We start from the raw sequence: 22,895 nt of genomic DNA on the forward strand, positions 1-22,895 counted from the left end.
GCTCATTGCGCGCCCTCCTTGCTCGCGGCGAGGCTGTCCAGCACACCCTGAAAGTCCGGAGCCTCGTCCTTGCTCGTGCTCGTGGCGGTGACCAGGACCACCGTGGCACCGTTGTGGACCACGGCGCACGGGCCCGTGGCCTTCTGCTCCGTCTTGATGGCCACGCAGCTCTTGCCGGTGAACCCGCCACCCCCGGACACGCTTCCGCCGTCGAACGCGGCGGAGGTGCCGTCGAGCGCCTGCTGGCGCAGCACGCGGTCCGCGGTGGTGTCGAAGTTCTGGCTGCCGTCCACCACCGACAGCGTCAGCTCCTGATCCTGCTCCGCCCGGGTGAACGTCACCGAGGTGCGGCTCGTGGACGGGCTCGTGCTCCACCCCTCGGGCGCCCGGAACGTCACCGTGGTGCCCGCCGTGCTGTCCAGGGCACCCTGCTCGTGGGCCCCCACGGTCAGCTGCGGTGCGGGCACGGCGTGCGAGACCGCTGCGGGAACCGCCCACGTGCACGCCGTCATGACGGCGAGCACCGCGGCGGATGTTTTGTGCGTCACTTTCATTTCCGCGTATCTTTCTCCCTCACGACAAGGACACGTGACGATATCATGGAAATGCGAGGGCAATTGTTTTCCTGTGACCTCCGTCAAACATTTTGTTTATGCAGGAGAACTAAACAACGCTAAAAGCCCATGTCGGATTAGTGGCCACGCCCGAATTGTTCTGCAGGAGTGGTGCAGAACACGCGTGGTGGGCCGCGCCGACAGCGCTCCCGGACTCAGCCGGCGGCCTCGGCTCGGGCGCGCTCGGCCCCACCGCGGGTCCAGGCCCGGGCGGAGAGACTCGTGAGCGCGTACACCGTGAGCAGGTCCACGGACGCGGACAGCAGGGCTCCCGCGGTGGGACGGCCGCCCTGGAAGAACGCGATCATCTGGAAGATCTGGGAGAAGGTGACCAGCGCGATCATGATGAGTCGCGAGCGCTGGCTGCCCTGGAACGTGCGCCACCCGAGGAACAGGATGGCTCCCAGCATCAGCGCCAGGAGGACCACCATGAACGTCACCACGGCCACGCCCAGTCCCTGCGGCTCGCCGTCCAGTTGGAGGTCGCTCGTGAGCTCACCGGGGTGCAGCACCAGATCCAGCACGAGGGCCAGGGTGGAGAGCACGGTGAGCGCCCAGGCGGCAACGATCGAGAAGGGCCTGCGGGCGACGTCCTGGAGCACGTCGTCCGCAGAGGTCGCACGGTCGGTGGCCCGCCCTGCCTGCGCCGGCGTGGTGGGCCCCACCGCACGGTCGTACGTCCCGGCGGCGAGCCACTGCACGCGGTGGCCACCCGGCAACGGCCACCCCTCGGGGCAGGGCCAGAAGCGGATGTGGTGGCGCTGGGCGGCGTTGCCGTCCACTTCCTGCTGGTACGCGAACTCCTGGACCTTCCCGAACAGCAGCAGGGGGCTCACCGGCGCCTCGGGATAGCTCTTGCGGGTCACGGACGACTTCACGATCCCCCAGCTCGACCCGATCGTGATGGGATCCGCGAGCGTCCACCCGGCCGCCCGCATGGCCGTGTGGGTCTGATCCCGTGAACCGTTGACCGCGAGGTTCACGGGATCTCCGAGCAGCCCGTCCGGGGTCACGGTGCGCCCGATGAAGTAGGAGGGCACGTAGATGGCCGTGAGCGTGCGGTGCAGCCGGGGAAGCGCCAGGTACGCCATGACCCCCCAGAAGACGATGCTGTAGCCCAGCAGCGTCCACCCGTCGTCCACGCTGCGCAGGATCACCACCGCGAACACGAAGACCAGCACCATCCGGTGACTGCTCGTTCCCATCCGGCCTGACCCCACTTCGGGGGACCACTCCACCAAAGTGTGGGCGAGTGCTCCCGGGCCCGGGCCGGGGCGGGGAAGTTAGGCTGGCACAGTACACACGGCGTGGCGCCCGCGGCACCGCTCAGGGGAGAGACGGTGGACGCCCACGGGGCGCAGCGCCGCACGTCTTTCGGGGGAGAGTTCATTGTTCAGCTTCTCAGGTCCGGGCCGCCCGTTGCGGTCCATGATCGGCACGTCGTCCCGCGCAGCCACCGCCCGCGCGAGCAGCCCGGACGAGGGCGTGGGCCACGGCTGGATCCCTGCAGGGGAGCGCTGGCTCGCGGTGGACGTCCACGAGCCCTCGGCCCCCGCGCGCGGTGCCACGGTCGTGGTGGCCGCCCCTCCGGGCCGGGAACGGGTCACGATGACCCGCACGGTGCTCCACACGGCGCGGGCTCTCGCGGCGGACGGCTGGCGAGTGGTGCGGTTCGACTGGTCCGGGACCGGGCAGAGCCCCTGCCTGGACGAGGCCTGCGACGCCCGGTGCTGGGCCGAGGACGTGCGCGCGGTGCGGGAATGGGCGGGCGGCGGGCACCCGGTGCACGGTGTGGCCTTCAGCGTGGCGGGGGCTCTCATGGCCGCGGACGAGGACCACGGCTGGGCCCAGCGGATCCTGCTGGCCCCCGTGTCCGGGAAGCAGTGGCTGCGCCACCAGAGTGCGCTGCGGCGGATGGCCGGCGCGGACCTGCCCCCGCGCGTCACGGAGGGAACGGAGCTGCTGGACCTGCAGCTGACCTCTGAGGGCGCCTCAGCAGTGAAGGCCGTGCCCGCCCCTGCGGAGGATGCCGCACGAGGCCTCCGGGTGCTCGGCGAGGATCTCACCGGTCCCCTCCCCCTCGACGTCCACCCCCGAGCAGCCACGGTGCCGGAGGGTCTGACGAGCACGGTGACCCGAGCACTGGCCGAGCACGCGCCGGCGCGCGGTGCGTCCACCCGGCAGGACGACGCCGGGGGCGAACCCGTCCGGTGCCTCACACTGGACGTCCACGGCACCGCGGTCCGTGTGTCCCGCGCCACCGTGGGACACGGCGAGCGCCCCGCGATCCTCACGGAACCCGTGGAGCGGGCGGCCGAGGCACCGGGCCTCGCCCTGGTCTCCCCTGGTTCGGACGCCATGGAGACCGCGAGCGGGCTGTGGTTGCGCACCGCGCTTCTGTCCTCGGGTCGCGGTGCCGTGTGCCTGCTGGCCGAGCGCACGGACACCGGCGAGCTGGTGGACGCCACCCTGGCCCGCAACTCGAACCCCTACGCCCGGCACACCGTGGTGGAGTGCCGCGAACTCGTCACGCGGCTCGCGGACCTCACGGACGGGCCTCTCACGGCGGCGGGCATCTGCCTGGGCGCGTGGGGACTCGTGGCGGCGGCCCCGGAGCTTCCGCGGGCGGTCGCCGAGCGGCTGACCTTGCACGTGGTCAACAACGTGGCGTGGCAGCGGGAGCCGTGGCGGTACTGGCGCCAGGGTCTGCGCAGCGGGCCCCTGGCACCCCGGCTCCCGGGGGAGGAGTCACCCGCGCCCGAGGCCGCCCCGGAGCAGGGCGCACCCGCCCCCCGTTCGCCGGGACGGGTGCTCATCTCCCGCGCGGGCAGCGTGGGCCGGACCGTGGTGCGCGGCACGCGGGCCAGGGCCCACGCGGCGTCGCCCGGGATCAACTCGCTCGCCGCCACCGTGGGCATCATCGACGTCCCGCAGCCCGCGCTGCGGCGGCTGGCCCGGATTCCGGGTCTCACCGTCAAGGCGGTCTTCGGGCCCGCCGACGCCGCGCACTGCCACGTCACCGCCGCGCAGCAGGACGGGCGGTCCGCCCTGGTGCTGCTGGAGCCGCTGGACCACTCGGTGTTCGCCACGGCCTCCCGGGACACCCTGGCCCGCTACATCGTGGACGAGACCACGGCGCTGGGGCCCACTGGGCACTGACCGGGGCGCGGGCGGCACCACCGCCCGCGCCGGACGCGCAGACAACGAACGGCGGGACCCTGCAGGGTTCCGCCGTTCGGGCACTGCGGGGCATGTCCGGACAGGCTCCGGGCGCCGTGCGGCATGAGCTTCCTGAGAGCGTCCCCGGACGCGGGGCGGTCCCCTGCAAGCGGCTCAAGGCCGTGGAGATCACCCCGGAGCGCCCACGGACTTGGGGCGGTTCCGCGGTCTCCGCCGTAAGCACCGCCGCCCGACGAGCGCCGCCCCCACCGGGCGGCCTCAGCCGCCCTCCACGACCACGGGCATGGCACCCAGTGCCCGCACGCGTGCGTCCCGCCGCACGGCAGCCGTGACGGCACCGCTCACCGGCAGGTGCGCCGTCTCACCGGGCAGCACGTGCACGTAGCCGTCCTCGGCCACCGCCTCCCCCGCCGAGAACGCGCCGGAGGCCGGGAGGTCCAGCGCCACGAACCGGGCCAGCCCCGTGGCCGTGACCGCGACCCGCCAGGCACCGTCCTCCGCACGCTCCCACCGTGCGGCGAGGTCCGGGTCACCCGGGGCGTCCCTGCGGGGCCCGCCGCTGAGGTGCGTGTCCCGCGCGAGCACGCGGCCGGCGTCGTCGAGCAGCACGGCGGAGACCGCCTCGTACGCGCGCTCCCCGAAGCCGTAGGCGTGGTCCAGGTCCCGGAACGTGCCGTCCGCGAGGTCCGCGCGCAGCGTGTACTCGCCGTGCGCGGGCACCTCCACGGGGACCTCCAGCGGCGCCTGGCAGCCCCCGCGGACCGTGGCCACGGTCAGCCGCACGGTCGCGGTGAGGGGGTGGGCGGCGTCGTTGAAGACGTGCAGGGGCAGGCCGTCCCCGCCCGCGGGCACGAAGCACAGGGCCACGGGCGCGCACGCCCGCCGCATCCCGTACCACGCGGCGGTGGGCCGGCCGGTCACGTCCAGCACGCCCCACCCCGCCCCGGGTGCCGTGGACATCGCCGAGAGCACGAGAGCTCCCCGGCACGCGGACGTGGCCGCGCGCCACTGCGCGAAGGTCCGCTGGAACACGTGGGCGAGGGCGGCACGCTCCAGATCGAGCCGCGCGCCGTGGTCCGCCGGGGCGCCCTGCGGTGCCGGCCGTGCGGGACGCGCGAGGCCCGCGTCGGGATCGCTGTCCCGGTCCAGGAAGAGCCGGTGGACGTAGAGCCGCGTGGTGTCCTCGAAGGTCCACCCGGCGCCGGGATCGTGGGCCAGACCCTGCCGCCAGGCGTGGGCGGAGCCGGTGCCGTCCAGCGGTGCGTCCGTGCCGAACTGGGCCCGCACCACGGCCGGTTCGGGAGGCACCGCGAAGGCGAGGGACTCCGCGGCGAAGCGCACCCCGCGGGTCACGGCGTCCTCGACCGGACGCCCGTACGCCCCCACGCCGAAGTAGTGGCAGACGCCGTCCGCCGCGTCCACCGGGGAGCACGCCGGACGTTCCACCGACGACGCCGCCGCCTGCGCCGTCGGGACGCGATCCGCGCTGTTCGCCCGTGCTGCCACCGCTGGCGCCGTCCCGCCCGACGGGCCGGGCCCGCGCGAGGCCGCTGTTCCGCTCGTCGTGCCCTGGGCGGCGACCACCGCGGTTATCGAGGTGGCCCCGCGCGACGGCGCCCGGCCGCCCTCCCGCCCGCCGGCAGCGGGCAGGGACGGGAACCAGAGCCTGTGCGCCCGCTGCCGGGCGGCCTCCTGGGCGTGGCGCGCCGCGTCCAGGTCAGCGTCCGAGCACGGTGAGGACGGTACGACGACCACGTCCGCCCCCACCTCCCCCACCGCTGTGGGGATGTCCCGCACCAGCACCGGCGGAGTCCACTGCTCGGCGGGCCGCCCCGCGAGCACCGGCGCCTGGATGACCTCCGTGCCGCCGGAGAGCACCGCCGTGGAGGGGTGCGCGGCCAGCCGGGACGCCAGGGCACCCACCTCGGCGCGCAGACCCGCGCGCCAGGTCGGCTCGTCCGGAGGGTCCAGGGGACCGAGAGCAACGTCCTGCCACACCAGGATTCCCAGCTCGTCGCACGCCCGGTGGAACTCCTCGCCCTCATAGCAGCCGGTTCCCGGGATGCGGACCATGGTGGTGCCCGCGTCCCGCAGCCGCGCGAGGACCGCACGAACGCACTCGGGGGATGCCGCCACCTCGTACGGGTCGGCACCGGTCCACACCGCACCGCGCACGAACAACGGAATGCGGTTGATCCTCAAGGCCAGTCCGGGGTGCTCGGCATCGCGGGGTTCGGCCTCCAGCGTGCGGAAACCCACAGTCGCGGTGTGTTCCGCTCCCGCGGCACGCACCCGCACCGTGTAGCGGGACTGCCGGCCCATGCCGTGGGGCCACCACAGCTGGGGTCGGGGCACCGTGAGCCGCAGGGTGATGCATCCGTCACTGTCGGCGTCCGCCGTCGAGACCTCCTGCTCGCAGGACACCGGGGCGTCGGCGGTGTCCCCTACCGCCGCGACCTCCACGCGCACGCGGGCTGCCTCGCGTCCCCTCAGCAGGTCCGCCACGGCGCACCGCACGCCCACCACCCCGTCACCGTGCTCGTCCACGAGGGTGCGCACCGCGAACGGCTCCGCAGGCAGCGCGCGTGCAGCCGCGGGTGCGGAGGCGGCGTCGTCGCCAGGGCCCGGCTCGTCCCGGAGTGTGACGTGGGGCGCGCCGACCGGACGGGCGCGCGGACCGCCCCACGGTCCGATCACGGGTTCGGTACCCCTCGCTGCGGCGGCCTCGTCGTCCGTGCCCGGCGCTTGCGGGAGGGCGGCGTCGAGTGCGGAGACCGGACGCGCACTCAGCCCGCCCCACGGACCGATCACGGGACGGGCTCCCGGCCAGTCGATCGAGCCCACGAGAGGGGTGCGGCGCCAGCGCACCGAGCGGTCGGGGACCAGCGGCGAGAGCCAGCGGGCGCGCGGCCTCCGCGGTACCGGGACAGTGCTCAGCGGCAGCAGCCGGAGAGTGATGTCGCACCGGCCGGGCGGCAACTCCACCGGGACGTCCCACGGCAGGAAGGCCGTGTCCGAGACGTGGGCCTCCTCCCCGGCCACGAGCAGGCGGGCCACGGTGGCCACGCCCGTCGAGGTGAAGCGGTGGGGGCCGCCCGCGGTGGTGAGGCAGGTGCGGTACTCCCACACGGCGTCGGGCGCACCCGAGCGCAGGATCTGGTCCACGGCCTGCGCACCGAGCGCATCGCGCAGCGCACCGGTCACGGTGCCCGGGACACGCGCCGCGACGCCCCCCGTCAGCACCGCGGCCCACGCGGCGGAATCGTCCTCCGGGGCCGGAACCACCTCGCCGGGCAGGACGTCCTCCCCCGGCGTGGCGGCCACCCGGTGGGGAGCATCCGCCTCAGCGGCCGGGTCCACGCGGTGCAGCGTCCACGTGGCCCGGGCCAGGACGTCCTGCGCGGCAGGCATCACTCGCCCATGCCCACGGCGTCCCGCACGCTCCCCATCCCGGTGTCGTAGCCGGAGACGAAGGCCTGCGCGGACGCGTCCACCCGCGGGGTGCGGCCCGACGCCGCCCGGGCCAGCTGGAACTGCAGGGTCTTGGCGGCGGCCGCGGCCGCGTCCAGGGACTCCGCGGCGGCCCGCAGCTGCAGGGCGTCGAGGTCGCTCGGCCACTGCTCCGCTCCCTCGGCGAGGTAGCGGCACGCGTGGGCCGCGAGCCCCGCCGTGAGGCCGGCCTGGCGCGTGGTGGCGAAGGAGTAGACGTGGAAGTAGTCCATGCCGCGCCCGGCGAGCGCGGGCAGCTCCGCGCGGATGGCGGCCACGAGCCGCTGGGCCGGACTCGTGTCCGGGGCCCGGCGGACGTGGGCCCGCGCCAGCCCCGTGGCGCACTGCCAGAGCTCGCGCGGCTCGAGCCGGTGCACGTCCTGCGTCCGCACGAGCTCCACGTACGGGAACGGCACCGCGCCGGCGCGTGCCCCCGGGCCCAGCGTGTTCTCCAGGTCCTCCCCGGAGAGCACGTGCACGCCGTCGTTGTGCAGGTACACGAGCTCCCCCGCCACGGGGTCCAGCCGCAGCGGCACGATGGACGTCTTGGTGTGGGCCGCGCCGTAGGAGACGCCCGCGGTGTCCGGGAGGTGGAACGCGTCCACCTCCACCACCAGGGCGTCCCCTCGGGACATGGCGCACTGCAGGTGCTCGCCCAGCGGGCGCCACGTGTCGTACTCCCCCACGGTCAGCCCGTAGAGGGCCTCGATGTCCTCCTGGCGGGGCTTGAGGAACTCCCACTGGTCACCCAGGAAGTCCGCGCTGAACGCGGCCCCCAGCATGGGGACCGGGTCCAGCCCGAGGACCGTGGTGAGCCCGATCCACACGTCCATGTAGCAGTTGGTGGGTGACCACGGCTCCGCAGGATCGTGCAGCGCGGAGCGGGGGGCGTTCGCCGCGGTGAGCGACTCGCACCCCCGCACCGCCAGGACGTCGGTGCCGAACGGTGCCTCGGCGACCTCCCGCCCCGCCGGGCCACCGCGGTTCTCGGTCACGGTGGTCATGACAGACCCAGCTCCTGGCGCACGGAGGCCGGCCACGCGGCCACGTCGAAGCCGTGGACGGAGGCCAGAGCCAGCGCCACACGCTCCAGACCGAAGCCGAAGCACGCGGAGTGGGCCACGGCGCCGTCGGCCGTGTGCATACTGAAGGCCTCACCGAAGTGGTCCTCGTGCAGGTTCGCGGAGGCGATGGCCGTGGGGTGGCCCGGGTAGACCTCCGTGAGGATCTCGAACTTCAGCTGCGCCTCGCGCTGACCCGCGCTGAGCAGCTTGCCCGCGCGGCCGAAGAACGGGTCGTTCGCGGTGTCCGCCTCCACGGTGAGCCCCAGCGCGCGCAGCAGCTCGGTGCCCGCCGCGAGCCACGTCTCGCGGTGCTCCTGCGCCTGCTGGGGCGTGCCGATCCGCACCGCCTCGAACATCCGGAACGTCACGAAGCGCATGGGGTCCGGGCTGGGCTCGTGGCGGTAGCACTCGCCCATCAGCTCGAACACGGTGCCGTCCACCTGCGAGCCTTCCAGGTACGCGTACAGCGGGTGGCACACGGCCGGGACCAGTGCGTGGCCGGCCGGGGTGAGCTGGGAGGACCAGTCGCCCTTGTCCTCGTACGTGGCCAGCAGCTGACGGTGGGCCTTGTTGTCCCCCTCGAACGCGGAGATCGTGCCCAGCAGCTGCGGGAAGGACGCCACGTAGTCGGTGCGCTCCAGCAGCCGCGTGCCGTTTACGGGCGGGAAGCGCAGCCGGCGGGTTCCCGTCTCCGGCGAGAGCTCCCCGGCGATCTCCCGGGCGGCGGCCGCGATGCCCTGCACCACGTCCTCGGCCTGCGGGCCCAGGCCCGTGACGCCGTCGCCCAGGGTGGGCAACAGCCAGTCGTTGGCCTCGAGACCCGCGCGGAACGAGTCCTGCTGGGTGGCGAGGTCCTGATGGGTGTCCATGATGGTCATCGTTGTCCCCTCGAGACGAGTTGCATGGTGGCGGTGTGCTGCAGGATGCGGTCGTTGTTGACCATGACGGACGGTCCGATGCTGTCCCGGTACAGCCGGGCCAGGCTCACGGGCGAGTGGTTCGCGAATCCGGTGATCCCCACGATCACCAGCGCGTCCCCCACGATCTGCCGCACGGCCTCCGCACCGGAGACCTTGAGCGTGTTCATGGCGATCGCGAACTGCATGGACTCGCACGCGGCGGGATCGTCGTACGCGGCCTCATAGCGTGCCACGGAGGCACGGACCACGTCCGTCATGGCCTGCAGCTGGACCTCCAGCTCGGCCAGGCGCAGGGCCGACGGCGGGGTGGTCCCCGGGGTCTTGCGCGCGGCCTTCTGCACCACGGAGCGGGCGGTCAGCCCGGCCTGGGTGGCCATGCCGAGCCACGCGGAAGCCCAGAGGCAGTGCGCGCCGGGCAGCATGGTCTGCGCGGAGATGGTCTCGAACAGTGCCGTGAACACGGCGTCGGCACGGGTGGTGGCGTCCAGCTCGAAGGACTCGGAGCACGTGCCCCGCATCCCCAGGGCGTCCCAGCCGCGCTGGCGCTCGAGCTGCTGGTCCGCGGCCTCGACCACGAGCAGCACCTGGTCGCTCGACGCCGCTTCCTCGCTCGCGCGGGCCGTCACCAGGATGGCGTCCGCGTACGCGCCGTAGGAGATCACGGGGCACGTCTTGCGCAGGTGCACGCGGCCGTCGCCGGCCGGACGCACCGCGCACGTGGACGAGCGGGTGTTGCCGCCGATGTTCACCTCGGTGGTGGCCGAGGCCAGCAGCAGACCCTCGGTGGCCACCCGGCGGGTGAACTCGCACAGGTACTCCGTGTCCGCGTGCCGGGTCAGGCACAGCGTCTGCGAGTGGTGCATGGCCAGGATCATGGCGGTGGAGGTGCACTCACGCCCCACGCGCTCCAGCATGCGGCACAGCTCGGTGATGCTCCACCCCAGCCCGCCGTCCGCCTCGGACATGGGCGCACCCAGCAGTCCCTGGGCGCGGGCCTCGTCGATCGCCTCCCGTGGGAAACGACCCTCCTCGTCCACGGCGGCCGCGAACTCGCGGGCCACCGCGGCCACGGCCTCCGCGCGGGCGGCGTTGCGCTGCGTGCGGTCCTCGTCCTCGCACCCTTCCCGCTGCGCGCGGGGGGTGTCGCTCAGGACAGTGGTCTCAGTCATTCTGGATCGCCTCCACGGCCTCGGTGATGGACTGGACGGACGTGAACGTGGCCTTGGTCAGGCGCTCCTCGGGGAACTCGATGTCGAACTCGTCCTCCAGCCCGAGCATCACGTTCACGGATGCGTGCGAGGTCATCCCGGCGCGGTACAGGTCCGCGTCCACGGCGATGCTCTGGGCGTCCTCGGAGAGCTTGCCCTGGTCCGCCAGGACGGAGCGGACGGTGGTCTCGATGGCGGTGGAATCCATGGTGTGAACCTCTTTCGGTTGATCTGATGCTTCTCGTGCTCCGCGGTACCGCCCTCTCTGCGGTCCCAGCGGTGATCTTGTGGTCTTCGGCGGGTGCTGTCAGGGCGCCGTGGCACACGCCACGGCCATGGCGAAACCTGCGTCGTGCGAGGTGCTCACGCTCCAGTCCCGCACCCCGCCACGCTCGGCGAGCCGCGCGGCGGTCCCCCGCAGCCGCACCTCGGGAACGCCCCCGGGCCCGGTGCGGATCATGATCTGGGGCCACGCCACGGCGTCCTCGACCCCGGGGCGCAGCACCTTCAGCACGGCCTCCTTGGCGGCGAACCGCCCGGCCACGGACTCCGCGGCCGGAAGTTCGGACGAGCTCGTGAGCTCTGCGATCTCCTCCGGCGCGAACAGCGCGCGCAGGTAGCGTTCGCCCCGCTGGGCGAGGGCCTCCGCGACCGGCGCGACACCCTGCAGGTCGCAGCCCACGCGAGCCCCCCGGGCGGCGTCGTGCGCGGCGCTCACGACCCCTCCCCGGAGGTGACCGCCTTGAACTCGGGGGCGACCGACGGCTCGCCCGCGGTGCGCTCGATCCCCACGCGCTCGGACCACCGGCCCAGGGCGACGACGGCGGCGGGGCGCCAGCACTGGAACACGTGCCCGCCGTCGCACTCACCCGCCTGTCCGTACTCCGTGTACTGGTACGGGACGCCGCGGGTGTCGAGCTCCCGCGCGAACGTCGCGGTGGTGTCCCGCAGAGCGGGCTCGATGTCCCCGTCCGCGCCGTTGCCCTGCCCCGCGAAGAGCTGCACGTGGACGCCCTCGAGCGACGCGCTGTGCGTCATGGGGTCGTGGGCCTTCCACTGCTCCTCGGTGGTGAAGTCCCCGTCACCGAACACCGCCTCCCACTGCCCCGTGGACTCGTGGGACGCGGCCGAGAAGTTCTGGCGCACGTCCTTGGAGGACAGGTCCAGGACCCCGGACAGGCTCACGGCCTCCCCGAAGAGGTCCGGGCGGTCCTCGGCGTAGCGGACGGCCCCGTAGCCTCCCATGGAGTTGCCCATCACCAGCCGGTGCTCCCGGTCCGTTGCGGTGGAGAGGTGGGAGTCCACCCACGGGACCACCTGCTCCAGGTGGAAGGTCTCCCAGTTCTGCGTCAGCTCGTCCTGCGTGGCCCAGTCGGTGTACCACCCCTGCTTGCCGCCGCTGACGATCACCGTGATCACCGGCAGGCCCTGGGTGACCTGCTCCGCCTGGCCCGCCTCGTACCACTGCAGGGCCGGGGCGTCGACCGCTCCGCTGCCCGGCAGCATGTAGACCACCGGGTACTTCTTGGCGGGGTCGTAGCCCTCCGGGGTGATCACCACCAGCGAGTTGCGTCCGCCGGGCGCCTCCGGGGACACGGCGTCGGTGCTGACCCCAAGCTCCACCGCACGCGGGGAGAGACCCCGCGCAGAGGTGACCGTGATCCCGTGGTCCTGCGTGGTGATCGCCTCGGGGTCCTGGAAGCCCACCTGCTCCACCGCCTGGGCGTCGAACCCCGCGATCGAGCTCGTGCCGGTGGTGGCGTCCGGCTCGTCGCTCCCACCGCAGCCGGTGAGCAGCAGTGCGGCTGCGGCGCAGCCGGCGACGACCCGCGCCGAGGCGGTGCGCGCGGTGCTGCGGTCTCTTCTCACACGGCGCACGGCGCCACCTCCTCCTGGGGGAAGGCGCTCAGCCTGAGCGCCGCGTCCACGATCTGCAGTGCGGTGCGGCGTGAGGCGCACGCCTGGAGCGAGTGGTCGAGCGCAGGAACCTGGGCCACCCGGATCCGCCGCCCCTGGCGGGTGAGCCGGGCCAGGCCCTCCTCCCCGCGCTCCTGCCGGAACAGCAGGCCGTCCTCGGGACCGAAGCAGAACAGGACCTCGGCACCTCGCGAGGCGTACTCCATGACCACCTCGGGCACGTTCGGGATGTTGCGCCTGCCCAGCGCGAGCCACACCGGGTACGGCATGCGGCGACGCACCCTGTTCTTGGCCCGGGTGCGCCAGCTGGCGCTGACCTCCACATCGGCCATGGTCCGCAGCTGTTCCAGCACGGCGTCCACGTCCCAGTTGCGGTAGAGCTTGTCGTAGTACGTCTCCCCGGCACGCCATGCCACGTTGTTGAGCACCACGCGGCTGGTCATGGCGCTCGTGGGCGGGGCCATGGCCACGAGCCAGCCCCCCACGCACAGGCCGACACCCGTGATCTCCTCCCCCGTGCGCTCCTTCAGCCAGGCGGCGCCCAGGTCCAGGTCCGCGACGCCCTGCCCGGTGTAGGGGTTGATGTCCTTGAGCTCGTCCAGACCGGCCGCGTCACCGCAGTGGTGGCGCTCCACGCGGATGGCGGGCACGCCGCGGGCCGCGAGCCGACGGGCCTGCACGGTCCACAGACCCGTGGGGCCGTCCTTGGGGTCCGCGGAGGGCGGAGCCAGCAGAACGGCGCCGGCACCGGTCCCGTCGCGGCCCTCGGGATGGGTGTAGGAGGCAGGCAGCAGATCCTCCCCGAGCTCGAGGAGCTCCTCGACGACGTCCACCCCGAACTCGGCCACGTGGAATCGCGCGGTGGTCAGTGGCTGCCAGGAGCTCACGTCCGCCCGCTCGGAGGCATCCTCCCGGGGGCCGTCCAGGCGGGCCACGAGCGAGGCGATCGCCTCCGGGCTGGACTTCGCGTAGATCGCCGCCACCCCGTAGAGCTTCTTGGCCACCGCGCGGTCCTCCTCGCGCACCGGCTCGAGCCCGGGAGTTGCGAGTTTGCGGGGATCCGGGAGCGCGCGGATGGCGGCGGCCTCCGCCTCCGTGAAGTGCGCTCCGCCAATCTCCACGCCGGAGTCCACCTCCGGCGGCAGGTCGAGTCCGCTGGCGCGGCGCAGCCCGGTGTACTGGCGCATGTACACGGCCCCGGAGACCGGCTCCCACAGCAGCCGCTTCTCGAACGGCAGCTCGGAGGTGGCCAGCACCGACGCCCCGATGCGCAGCCCGATCCCGTGGACCGGCAGCTCCGGGCCCACGAGCTCCCGGGCGGCGCCGTACGCCACCGCGAGGTCCCGGTGCCACACCTGCACGGGGTCGCTCCCGGGCGGGCGCTCCCCCGACTCCGAGGTCCCGCTCCAGGCCGTTCGGACGACCAGCCAGCCCGCCTGCGCCGCCCGCGCCGCAACCAGCCGCATGCTGCGGTGGCTGACCACTTCCTCGCGTGCCAGTGCGGGCGCCACGACGACGGCGCCGCGCACCTGACCGCTCTGCGGCCCGTGGACCCACGCGTGAATGGTGTGGTCTTCCCCCGTCAAAAAACTTGCCTGCCCGGCAATACGCATGAATTCTCCCCAGTTCTGCTCCGGATGCACCTCAGCCGTACACCGTTGCTCTGCCCCCGCCGCCACGACGAGCGCCGTTCTGCCGGCGTGTTCCCCACCGCCGACGGCGTGTCCCTGCCCCGAGCACCGCATTGCCCCCGCGGATGCCGTGCAGGTTTGCACTCACAAAGCATAGCCAGGGCACGCATCAGCGGGCCGGGAAACAGTGTCCCCTAATGTGTGGTTTTCCATTGAAGCGACAATTTTCCCCGGTCCGACCAGCGCATTTACCGGGTTGTACCTACATGGGCCCACACAGAATTGTCGTCATTGCGGAGTCGAATACTTGGCAGCGTGATTATGATGGCAAACGCCGGTGTTCCAGGGAGAGAACGAGCATCGGCACCAACCGCCGTTCCCCGTGAACCGTCACGGGAAGCGGCAGGTGGGCCTGGGGAGGCCCACCGCAACTGGGGGAGAGCGGGGGCGGCGCCCCTGCTCTTCAGGGGGAGGAGAGAGCGTGGCACCACGCGTCCTGATCGTAGGTCTCAACTATTCACCGGAGCACACGGGCATCGCTCCGTACACCGCGGGCATGGCCCGGGCGCTTCGCGATGCCGGGTGGGACACCGACGTCATCACCGGCCTGCCGCACTACCCGCAGTGGAGCATCCACGAGGGGTATCCGAAGCGCGGTGACGGGTACGAGGTCATCGACGGAGTGCCGGTGCTCCGCGTGCCACACCCCGTGCCGCACGACGCCGGGCAGCTGCGCCGGTTGGGCATGGAGGTCGTCTTCGGCCTGCGCGCCGCCACCGCCGCATGGGGGGACCCGGACGTCGTCGTGGTCGTCACGCCGGCGCTGTTCGCCTCCGCGATCGTGCGGGTGCGCGCGGCGTTGACCCGGACCCCGGTGGTCGCCTGGGTCCACGACATCTACACGGCTGGCCTCTCGGAGACGGGCGCGGCCAGTGGACCGGTCACGCGCCTGATGCGCGCGGTGGAGGGGACTTTCCTGCGCTCGTGCGAGGGCGTCGTCGTGATCCACGACCGGTTCTCCGACTACCTGCGCCGCCACATGGGAGTGGCGGCGGACAGGGTGACCACCGTGCGCAACTGGACCCACATCTCCGAGGCACCCAGCGTGGACACCGCCGCCCTGCGGCGGCGCTTCGGCTGGGAGCCGGAGGACGTGGTGGTGCTGCACACCGGCAACATGGGCGCCAAGCAGGACCTCGGCAACGTGGCTGCCGCCGCACAGGTGGCCGAGCGCACGGGTGCGCCGCTGCGGTTCGTGCTCGTGGGCGGCGGGCACCAGCGCCCGCAGCTCGAGGCGCTCGCGGAACGCACCCCGCGCTTCGAGGTGCTGCCCAGCGTGGACAACGACACGTACGCCGGGCTGCTGCGGGCCGCGGACATCCTGCTGGTCAACGAGCGTCCCGGGCTCACCGAGATGTGCGTGCCCAGCAAACTGACCAGCTACTTCACGGCTGACCGCCCCGTCCTCGCGGCCGTCGAGGCCGAGGGCCCCTCCGCCGCGGAGCTGGCGGCGGCGGACGCGGGCATCCGTGTGGAACCCGGTGATCCCGAGGCGCTCGTGGCGGGGGCCATGACACTGCACGAGGAGTGGATCACCACCGGGGGCGCCACCCACCGGGGCGGACGCGGCTACGTCCGTGACGTGCTGAGCCGCGGTGCCGCCGTGCGCTCCTTCACCACCGCCCTGCACAAGCTGCGCCCGGGCATCGCAGCGGAGCACAGGGCACCCGTCACCGCCCATTCCTGACACACCGGGCCGCACCGGCCCACCGCACTGATCCACCAGGGGAGAGACCACCATGAACCAGAAGAAAGCACTCATCACCGGCATCACCGGCCAGGACGGCTCGTACCTCGCGGAGCTGCTGCTGTCCAAGGGCTACCAGGTCCACGGCCTGATCCGCCGCGCGTCCACGTTCAACACGTCCCGGATCGACCACCTGTACCAGGACCCCCACAACCCGGACGCGCAGCTGTTCCTGCACTACGGGGACCTCTCGGACGCAGCACGGCTGGTCACCCTCATGGGGGAGATCGATCCGGACGAGGTCTACAACCTAGCCGCGCAGTCCCACGTGCGCGTGTCCTTCGACGAGCCCGAGCACACCGGTGACACCACCGGGCTGGGCACCGTGCGGCTGCTCGAGGCCGTGCGCCGCGCCGGCGTGAAGTGCCGTTTCTACCAGGCCTCCACATCAGAACTGTTCGGTGCCACGCCGCCCCCGCAGGACGAGAACACCCCGTTCTACCCGCGCTCGCCGTACGGCGCGGCCAAGATCTACTCGTACTGGATCACCAAGAACTACCGCGAGGCGTACGACATGTTCGCGGTGAACGGGATCCTCTTCAACCACGAGTCCCCGCGCCGCGGCGAGACCTTCGTGACCCGCAAGATCACGCGCGCCGTGGCCGCGATCGCCGCGGGCAAGCAGGAGCACCTGTACATGGGCAACCTGGATGCCATCCGCGACTGGGGCTACGCCGCCGAGTACGTGGAGGGCATGTGGCGCATGCTGCAGGTGGACGAGCCCGAGGACTTCGTGCTGGCCACCGGCCGGCCCAGCACGGTGCGCGAGTTCCTCGAGACGTCGTTCGAGCACGCCGGGCTGGACTGGGAGAAGCACGTGCGCTTCGACGAGCGCTACCTGCGACCCACCGAGGTGGACGCCCTGATCGGTGATCCGTCCAAGGCCGAGGAGAAGCTCGGGTGGAAGGCCACCGTGCACGCCCCCGAACTCGCCCGCATCATGGTGGACGCGGACCGCGCGGCCCTCGAGTGCGCGGGCACCCCGTGGATCGACACCGTCTCCCAGCACATCTGGGCCCCGGGGAAGGCCGCATGAGCACCGAACGGCACGAGGAGGAGATGGTGGACGCCACCGCACCGGGTGCCGACTGGCCCCGCACCGTCAGCGATCCGGCCGACGCCCGCACCACGGACGACGTCCGCTACACGCCGGGGCCCCTGGACCGCTCGGCACCGTTCTACGTGGCCGGGCACCGGGGCCTCGTGGGCTCCGCCATCTGGCGGCACCTGGAGTCCGCAGGGTTCGAGAACCTGGTGGGCGCCACGTCCGCGGAGCTGGACCTGCGGGACCGCGAGGCGGTCGAGGCCTTCATGGCGGAGCAGAAGCCCCAGTACATGGTGCTCGCGGCGGCCAAGGTCGGCGGCATCGGGGCGAACAGCACCCGCCCAGTGGACTTCCTCTCCGACAACCTGCGCATCCAGCTCAACCTCCTGGACGCCGCGCGCGCGGTGGACGTGGAACGGGTCCTGTTCCTGGGCTCGTCCTGCATCTACCCCAAGCTCGCGGAGCAGCCGCTGCGGGAAGATGCGCTGCTGACCGGCTACCTGGAGCCCACCAACGACGCCTACGCGATCGCCAAGATCGCGGGCATCCTGCACGTGCAGTCGGTGCGCCGCCAGTACGGGCTGCCCTGGATCTCGGCCATGCCCACCAACCTGTACGGGCCCGGGGACAACTTCTCCCCCGCCGGCTCGCACGTGCTCCCGGCCATGATCCGCCGCTACGACCAGGCGGTGCGGGACGGCGACACGGAGATCACCAACTGGGGTTCCGGGTCACCGCGCCGCGAGTTCCTCCACGTGGACGACCTCGCCTCGGCGTGCCTGTTCCTGCTGGAGCACTACGACGGCCCCCAGCAGGTCAACGTGGGAGTGGGCGAGGACGTCTCGATCAAGGAGCTCTCGGACCTCGTGGCCGCGGCCACCGGATTCGAGGGCACCACGCACTGGGACGCGTCCAAGCCGGACGGCACCCCCCGCAAGCTCATGGACGTCTCGCACCTGAGCGCGCTGGGCTGGACAGCGTCCATCGACCTGCCCACGGGGCTCGACGACGCCGTAGCCTGGTACCGCGCGCACCGGGACTCGGCGCGGGGCACCTGACACACTCCCGGCGAGCACACGACGGCGGGCGGTCCTTCACGGGGCCGCCCGCCGTTCTCGTGCTCCGCACCGTCACGGTCCCGTGTGGTGGCGGGTTCCGCCCAGGAGACGGCATCCCGGACCCTGCCCGCACCTGCAGGCGTGGCCGGTCTGCGGCTGCGCAGCAGCCGGCCTGCAGGTGACGGCGCGAGGGAGCCCGAGAGCTGGCGGGCGGCGGCGTCCTGCGCCGCAGGCCCCGCCCGCTCAGGGGCGGGGACCCGTGGAACGTGTCAGAGCACCCCGAGCCAGCAGACCGTGAGACCCACGGCGCTGAGCCCCGCCCCGAACCAGAAGGAGCGCCACGGCGCGGCCCTGCCCACGAGCAGGTAGGCGGTGAGCACCACGGCGAACTCGCGCAGCACCAGCACCGTGGCCGCGAGCTGCAGGTTGAACGACGCCACCCACGCGATCACGGCACCGAAGACGATGCCGATCACCGGCCCCACGAACGTCTTCCACGCCGCACCAGTGCGCACGAGCAGCACCGACGCCGCCCAGGACAGCACACCGGGGAAGGACACCATGGCGATGAACGGCACCATGGCCATCGCCGGGCGCCACTCCTCCCCCAGAACCGGTGTGAGGACGATGGCGGCAACCTGCGAGACGACCACCCCCGCAACGGCCAGGATGAGCGCCCGGAACAGATAGTGGTCGCTGGCGTCCCGGATCTCGTCGGGGGTCTCCTTGTCCGCCACCCCCACACGCACCATGTTGGCGGTCGACGCCGCGAGCGCGTCTCCCGGCGCACGGCCCACGGCGCTGCCCGCGGTGTAGGTGCCCAGCACCGCTGTCCCGGCGAAGACCGTCATGAACAGCCGCTCGGCCTGGCCCTGCAGCCAGGCCATGAGCGCGTAGCCGGACATCGTGGTCATGTCCGAGAGGATCGACTTCTCCCCGGGGGTGGACCGCGGCAGCGGTTCCGTGCTGCGTCGTGCGGCCCGCCAGCACAGCAGGGCGAAGGTGCCCTCCGTGACGGCCAGCTGCAGGGAGGGGCCCAGCAACGAGTGGGTCATGACGAGCACCGCACCGCCCACGGCCAGTCCCGCAACGGAGGCGCGCAGCTGCATCCGCGCCAGGGTGCCCCACTGGTTGGTGGCCTGCAGGGTGCCCACGTAGAGCAGCCCCAGGGCGCCGAAACCCGGAGCGAACGCGACGGGGAGCACCTGGAGGAACTCGCCCCAGGTCTCCAGGGTCCCGTTGGAGCGCAGGAAGAGCATGAGCCCCACGAGGATCGTGAACGCCAGCACGGGCATGACGGTGCGGTAGCGGTTCATGATCCGCATGCCACCGGGTTCGGTCAGCACCCGGATCACCGCGAACCTGGCGCCGGAGTCGATGGTCACCTGGATGGCCGTGTAGCACAGCGTGACCACGTTGTAGATGCCCACGTAGTGCGGGTTGGTGAACGCCGCGAGGGTCAGGATGACCAGCGCCGAGGACACCCGGGGCAGGGCCCGCTCGATGAGTGACTTGATCTGGTTCAGCATGCGGGTTCCCTCGCCACGCCCGCGACCTGCGCCAGGTGCCGCCGAGTGTAGGGCCGAGTTCCGGGACGAACCCCGGCCACAACCGCCCGCAGCTGCTCGGCGGTGCCCACGGGACTGCCGGGACCGCCCCCGTTGTCCACGAGCCACGTCATGCCGCTCGTCCGGGCCCACGCGTCCCACGCGCGCCGGACCTCGGGGTCCTGGGCGATGCGGGCGTGGTAGTCCGGCGCGCTCGACAGCTGCCCCGGGCTCAGCCGGTAGGCGATCAGGGGCACGGCCAGTTTGTGGATCCGGGCGCCCTGGCACAGGGCGTCGAGCCACAGGACGTAGTCCTCGGCGGTGTTGGGCCGCGCGTAGGCGTCCGCGAGTTCGAGGGTCTCCCGCCGCGCGAGCATGCTCGAGTGGAACAGCGGGTTCACGAACGGCAGCAGCAGCCCGAGCTCCGTGCTGGTGAAGCTCCGAGGGTAGGAAGGCCGAGGGAGCATTCCCTGCCCGAACCGGACGCCGCCGCCGCACACGATGTCCGCGTGGCCCAGTGCCCGCATGCTGGCGGTGAACCGCCACGGCAGCGAGAGGTCGTCCGCGTCGGTGCGCGCCACAAATGCACTGTCGGTGGTGTCCAGCGCGTCCCGCATGCGCGCCACGGTCCCCACGTTCACGGCGTTCTCCCGCACGACGACGCGGCGGTCCGCCACCCGATGGGCGGCTCGCTCGGTCTCGGCGTCCGGGCCGTCCACGGAGACAACGAGCTCGGAGTCGCGGGGCATGGCCCGCAGCGTGGAGCGCATGGCGCTCTCCACGGTGGCACCCGCGCGGTAGGCGGGCATGATGACGGTCAGCTTCGGCATGGTGGCCCTCTCCCCTGATAACCACGAATCACCCCACCGTTCTCGGCTCCCCGGGGTGAACATCTGCGGACAAATTATTTGTCATAGAAACGCAGCGCGATATTCAGGCTATCATGGTGAAAGCGGGACAGGGAGGCGCGGTGGGAGTAGCGCAGAAATACCCCGAGATTTCGGGCCTGCATGCCGATACCGCCGGGAATCCGGCACATCGACGCCACGGTGGCTGCACATCTGGCGGATGTCCGAGAAAACAGACCCCTGTCCCCCAAATAGGGGTAATTGTCCAGACATTTGTCCCCAGTTATAGCTACATAAACATTGGGGGTTCCCGTCGGGCTGATGGGAATGCAGGAGAAAATTGGGGGAGATCACGTGTCAGCACGTGTCAAGAACGTCATCATCAAATTCGTGGGCATCGTCCTAGGGGCCACGCTCCTGGGCGCCGCCATCGGAGGCGGCGTGGCCGCCCTTCGCCCGGAGAGCTACACATCCACCACCACGGTCATGGTCACGCCGGCCCAGAACCTGCCGAACGGACAGACGGAAACGGTCTCGCAATACATCCTCAGCAACATGCCCACGTACAACAACCTGGCGCTGACCACGAGCGTCATGGAGGAAGCTGCGGATCACGGCAAGTCCACGGATGAGATCGCCGACGACCTGACCGTCGAGGTCCCCACCGGTTCGAGCCTGGTCAAGCTGGCTCACACGGACTCCGACAAGGAACGCAGCGCCGCCGTGGCGGATGACCTGGCGGTTGGCCTCCGCAACGCGATCCGGCAGTTCTCCCCGCAGACCGACGGCGAGCCCCAGGTGGACGTCGCGATCGTCCAGCAGGGCAGTGCCGCGACGACGAGCGACGAGCCCAGCGCCAGTCAGTGGGCTCTCATCGGTGGAACCGTGGGGGCGGTCCTGGGTCTCGCGGCTGCACAGGCGGCCACCCGCCGACGCGTGGTGCCCCGCCATCACACGACCTCCTCGACCGTCGGGCAGAGCGGTTCGCTGTCGTCATGAAGTGGCGTGATGCGATCACGATGGACCGCGTCCCGGTGCTCACGCTGATCGTCTTCCTGTTCGTCAGCTGGGCATCCACGGTCTACTTCCTGAATCACTCGGTCGTCACCGTACCCAGCCCGTTCACACCCGTCTGGGCCGCGTACAACCACGCCGATGCGGCCCGCCTCGTGTCGTGGGCCGTCTGCGGTCTCCTGCTGGCGCTGCTCTTTCCGCTGCCAGGCCACTCGCCCTCGTGGGAGGTGCTGATCAGCACCATCGGCAAACAGGTCCGCCCATTGTCCTGGCTCTGGATCCTGGTGACGTTCGGCGCCATGGCCGCCCTCGTGGCGACGAAGGGACGGTACCTGCTGGAAGCTCCGCAGTATCTGATCTTCATGGCGCCTCCCGCACTGGTGTCCGCATCGAGCGTGGCGCAGCCGATGGCGGTGCTGGCGGCCGGGTTCCTGTCCGTGAGGCACCCGTTCCTGGGGAGGATCGCCATGGTCCTGTGGCTCGTGCTCCTGTTCGCATGTGCCACACGGGTGTTCGCCGGGGTGGTCGTTCTCTACATCGCCGGGCGCTTCCTGGCGGGAGGGCGGGTCTCCTGGTTGGGATGGTTGTACACAGCCGTGATCACGGTCGTGCTGCTCCCGATCCCGCTCTACTGCCGAGATCTGACCGAACACGGGTTGATCCCTTACGCCCACGCCATGGCAGATGTCATCCTGGAGCCGTCGTTCATCAGCGAGTCCCTGCTCACCACCACCAGCAGCTTCGGTTTCAGCATCCCGCTGCTCGTGTTCACGAGCCACGAGTACGGGATCACGGCCCAGGACATGCTGATCTCTCTCAACCCGGGGCCGGGACGCATCGTGGGGTGGGACGACATCCTGTTCTCGATGCGGGTCCACGAGTTCATCCCGTACTCGGCGCTGGGTGAGTGGGCGAGCTTCGGCGGGTTCAGTCTCATGCTGTTCACGCTGGCCTGGGGTCTGGTGGTGCGCGGGTGTCTGCGCAGCGTGGGCTCCAATCCCCATCCCACCATGGTGCTCTTCCTCGCCGCTGTGCTGGGGATGGCCATGCTGACGGTCGTCATGATCACGCAGTACAACACGAGAGCCGTCAACCGCATCATCTCCATGATGATCGCGGTTGCCATCCTCGAACGCGTGCTTCGCCCTGCCACTGCGGCGTTCCTGCAACGCAGGTCTTTGCGCGTCACCCGCACTCGCGGTTCCACGGTGAGAGGCCCCGTAGCCGATGCCCACACGGGATGAAGACAGTCCGATGGCCCGGGTCGGAGCGAGCCGGCGAACTGTCCTGATGCTCCTGGGCGTCGCTCCCCTGGCCGTGTGCGCATCGTGCGCGGGCGGCCCAGGGCCGGTGTCCCGCACCCCCGCACCTGACGACGCCCTCCACCGGCGCCAAGTGTGGGCGCACATGGTGCCGCAAGGTCTTCCCCTGGCATCCGGCAGCGACGTCCACTACGGCAGCGAGAGACCACTGTCCTTCGCACCTGCAGGGACCGGCTACCAGAGACAGATCGCGGACCAGGTCCAGCAAGCCCGTTCGGCAGGACTCACGGG

Annotated in this window: 18 protein-coding genes; 6 read left to right on the forward strand and 12 right to left on the reverse strand. The window is 71.7% G+C overall.

Annotation, left to right across the window (positions count from 1 at the left end; all coding sequences use genetic code 11):
* Positions 1-2: 2 nt before the first annotated feature.
* On the reverse strand, positions 3-548 hold the full coding sequence (locus QL985_RS06165) for a hypothetical protein (RefSeq protein WP_259906336.1): 546 nt from the start codon (positions 546-548) through the stop codon (positions 3-5).
* A gap of 221 nt (positions 549-769) precedes the next feature.
* A complete protein-coding gene (locus tag QL985_RS06170) occupies positions 770-1,819 on the reverse strand; it encodes an LssY C-terminal domain-containing protein (protein WP_223246109.1) in 1,050 nt (349 codons plus the stop codon).
* Positions 1,820-2,003: 184 nt separating this feature from the next.
* Between QL985_RS06170 and QL985_RS06175 the strand changes: the two genes are divergently transcribed.
* The gene (locus tag QL985_RS06175) at positions 2,004-3,773 is read left to right on the forward strand and encodes a hypothetical protein (protein WP_050899525.1); all 1,770 of its coding nucleotides are present in this window, start codon (positions 2,004-2,006) and stop codon (positions 3,771-3,773) included.
* 279 nt (positions 3,774-4,052) lie between these two features.
* On the opposite strand, the gene QL985_RS06180 is transcribed toward QL985_RS06175, so the two are convergent.
* From QL985_RS06180 to QL985_RS06215, 8 genes are all read right to left on the reverse strand, one after another.
* On the reverse strand, positions 4,053-7,205 hold the full coding sequence (locus QL985_RS06180) for a hypothetical protein (RefSeq protein WP_259905641.1): 3,153 nt from the start codon (positions 7,203-7,205) through the stop codon (positions 4,053-4,055).
* Positions 7,205-8,287: a DUF1839 family protein gene (locus tag QL985_RS06185; protein WP_259905640.1), complete on the reverse strand. Its 1,083-nt coding sequence runs from the start codon at positions 8,285-8,287 to the stop codon at positions 7,205-7,207. Before QL985_RS06185 ends, QL985_RS06180 begins: the two co-directional genes overlap by 1 nt.
* Complete coding sequence (locus QL985_RS06190) at positions 8,284-9,216, reverse strand: hypothetical protein (RefSeq protein ID WP_259905639.1); 933 nt, start codon at positions 9,214-9,216, stop codon at positions 8,284-8,286. The genes QL985_RS06185 and QL985_RS06190 overlap by 4 nt, the downstream gene beginning before the upstream one ends.
* Positions 9,217-9,221: 5 nt before the next feature.
* Positions 9,222-10,436, reverse strand: a complete 1,215-nt coding sequence (locus QL985_RS06195) for an acyl-CoA dehydrogenase family protein (protein WP_259905638.1) — start codon at positions 10,434-10,436, stop codon at positions 9,222-9,224.
* Positions 10,429-10,683 (reverse strand): acyl carrier protein, encoded by a 255-nt coding sequence (locus QL985_RS06200; RefSeq protein ID WP_019311048.1) that lies wholly within the window; start codon positions 10,681-10,683, stop codon positions 10,429-10,431. The genes QL985_RS06195 and QL985_RS06200 overlap by 8 nt, the downstream gene beginning before the upstream one ends.
* A gap of 99 nt (positions 10,684-10,782) precedes the next feature.
* A complete protein-coding gene (locus QL985_RS06205; RefSeq protein WP_259905637.1) occupies positions 10,783-11,193 on the reverse strand; it encodes a holo-ACP synthase in 411 nt (136 codons plus the stop codon).
* Complete coding sequence (locus tag QL985_RS06210; protein ID WP_259921345.1) at positions 11,190-12,353, reverse strand: esterase family protein; 1,164 nt, start codon at positions 12,351-12,353, stop codon at positions 11,190-11,192. The genes QL985_RS06205 and QL985_RS06210 overlap by 4 nt, the downstream gene beginning before the upstream one ends.
* Entirely contained in the window at positions 12,341-14,005 is a 1,665-nt protein-coding gene (locus tag QL985_RS06215) for a hypothetical protein (protein WP_259905634.1), read from the reverse strand. The genes QL985_RS06210 and QL985_RS06215 overlap by 13 nt, the downstream gene beginning before the upstream one ends.
* A gap of 499 nt (positions 14,006-14,504) precedes the next feature.
* Here QL985_RS06215 and QL985_RS06220 point away from each other — a divergent pair, with 499 nt between their 5' ends.
* Genes QL985_RS06220 through QL985_RS06230 form a run of 3 tightly spaced genes read left to right on the forward strand, consistent with a single transcriptional unit; the run spans position 14,505 to position 17,933 of the window.
* Positions 14,505-15,770, forward strand: coding sequence for a glycosyltransferase family 4 protein (locus QL985_RS06220; protein ID WP_259905633.1), 1,266 nt, complete (start codon positions 14,505-14,507; stop codon positions 15,768-15,770).
* A gap of 52 nt (positions 15,771-15,822) precedes the next feature.
* Positions 15,823-16,866 carry a GDP-mannose 4,6-dehydratase gene (gene gmd, locus QL985_RS06225; RefSeq protein WP_259905632.1) on the forward strand — a complete coding sequence of 348 codons (1,044 nt, stop codon included), beginning with the start codon at positions 15,823-15,825 and terminating at the stop codon, positions 16,864-16,866.
* The gene (locus QL985_RS06230; RefSeq protein ID WP_259905631.1) at positions 16,863-17,933 is read left to right on the forward strand and encodes a GDP-L-fucose synthase; all 1,071 of its coding nucleotides are present in this window, start codon (positions 16,863-16,865) and stop codon (positions 17,931-17,933) included. Before gmd ends, QL985_RS06230 begins: the two co-directional genes overlap by 4 nt.
* A 269-nt stretch (positions 17,934-18,202) precedes the next feature.
* Here the strand turns inward: QL985_RS06230 and QL985_RS06235 are convergent, their stop codons facing one another.
* The gene (locus tag QL985_RS06235) at positions 18,203-19,462 is read right to left on the reverse strand and encodes a hypothetical protein (protein WP_019311041.1); all 1,260 of its coding nucleotides are present in this window, start codon (positions 19,460-19,462) and stop codon (positions 18,203-18,205) included.
* Complete coding sequence (locus QL985_RS06240; RefSeq protein ID WP_259905630.1) at positions 19,456-20,310, reverse strand: glycosyltransferase family 2 protein; 855 nt, start codon at positions 20,308-20,310, stop codon at positions 19,456-19,458. Before QL985_RS06240 ends, QL985_RS06235 begins: the two co-directional genes overlap by 7 nt.
* A 372-nt stretch (positions 20,311-20,682) precedes the next feature.
* Here QL985_RS06240 and QL985_RS06245 point away from each other — a divergent pair, with 372 nt between their 5' ends.
* Together QL985_RS06245 and QL985_RS06250 are read left to right on the forward strand one after the other, a co-directional pair.
* Positions 20,683-21,327 (forward strand): hypothetical protein, encoded by a 645-nt coding sequence (locus QL985_RS06245; RefSeq protein ID WP_059281325.1) that lies wholly within the window; start codon positions 20,683-20,685, stop codon positions 21,325-21,327.
* Positions 21,324-22,586, forward strand: coding sequence for a hypothetical protein (locus QL985_RS06250; RefSeq protein ID WP_259905629.1), 1,263 nt, complete (start codon positions 21,324-21,326; stop codon positions 22,584-22,586). The genes QL985_RS06245 and QL985_RS06250 overlap by 4 nt, the downstream gene beginning before the upstream one ends.
* The last annotated feature ends 309 nt before the right edge of the window (positions 22,587-22,895 follow it).

Origin of the sequence: Kocuria sp. APC 4018 (assembly GCF_030407675.1) — a bacterium.
GTDB classification, from domain to species: domain Bacteria; phylum Actinomycetota; class Actinomycetes; order Actinomycetales; family Micrococcaceae; genus Kocuria; species Kocuria rhizophila.

Bases quoted from the DNA above. Each gene is read 5' to 3' on its own strand.
- QL985_RS06170 (WP_223246109.1), bottom strand. From the start codon at position 1,819: ATGGGAACGAGCAGTCACCGGATGGTGCTGGTCTTCGTGTTCGCGGTG.
- QL985_RS06215 (WP_259905634.1), bottom strand. From the start codon at position 14,005: ATGCGTATTGCCGGGCAGGCAAGTTTTTTGACGGGGGAAGACCACACC.
- QL985_RS06250 (WP_259905629.1), top strand. From the start codon at position 21,324: ATGAAGTGGCGTGATGCGATCACGATGGACCGCGTCCCGGTGCTCACG.
- QL985_RS06235 (WP_019311041.1), bottom strand. From the start codon at position 19,462: ATGCTGAACCAGATCAAGTCACTCATCGAGCGGGCCCTGCCCCGGGTG.
- QL985_RS06200 (WP_019311048.1), bottom strand. From the start codon at position 10,683: ATGGATTCCACCGCCATCGAGACCACCGTCCGCTCCGTCCTGGCGGAC.
- QL985_RS06190 (WP_259905639.1), bottom strand. From the start codon at position 9,216: ATGGACACCCATCAGGACCTCGCCACCCAGCAGGACTCGTTCCGCGCG.
- QL985_RS06230 (WP_259905631.1), top strand. From the start codon at position 16,863: ATGAGCACCGAACGGCACGAGGAGGAGATGGTGGACGCCACCGCACCG.
- QL985_RS06195 (WP_259905638.1), bottom strand. From the start codon at position 10,436: ATGACTGAGACCACTGTCCTGAGCGACACCCCCCGCGCGCAGCGGGAA.
- QL985_RS06180 (WP_259905641.1), bottom strand. From the start codon at position 7,205: ATGCCTGCCGCGCAGGACGTCCTGGCCCGGGCCACGTGGACGCTGCAC.
- QL985_RS06240 (WP_259905630.1), bottom strand. From the start codon at position 20,310: ATGCCGAAGCTGACCGTCATCATGCCCGCCTACCGCGCGGGTGCCACC.
- gmd (WP_259905632.1), top strand. From the start codon at position 15,823: ATGAACCAGAAGAAAGCACTCATCACCGGCATCACCGGCCAGGACGGC.
- QL985_RS06185 (WP_259905640.1), bottom strand. From the start codon at position 8,287: ATGACCACCGTGACCGAGAACCGCGGTGGCCCGGCGGGGCGGGAGGTC.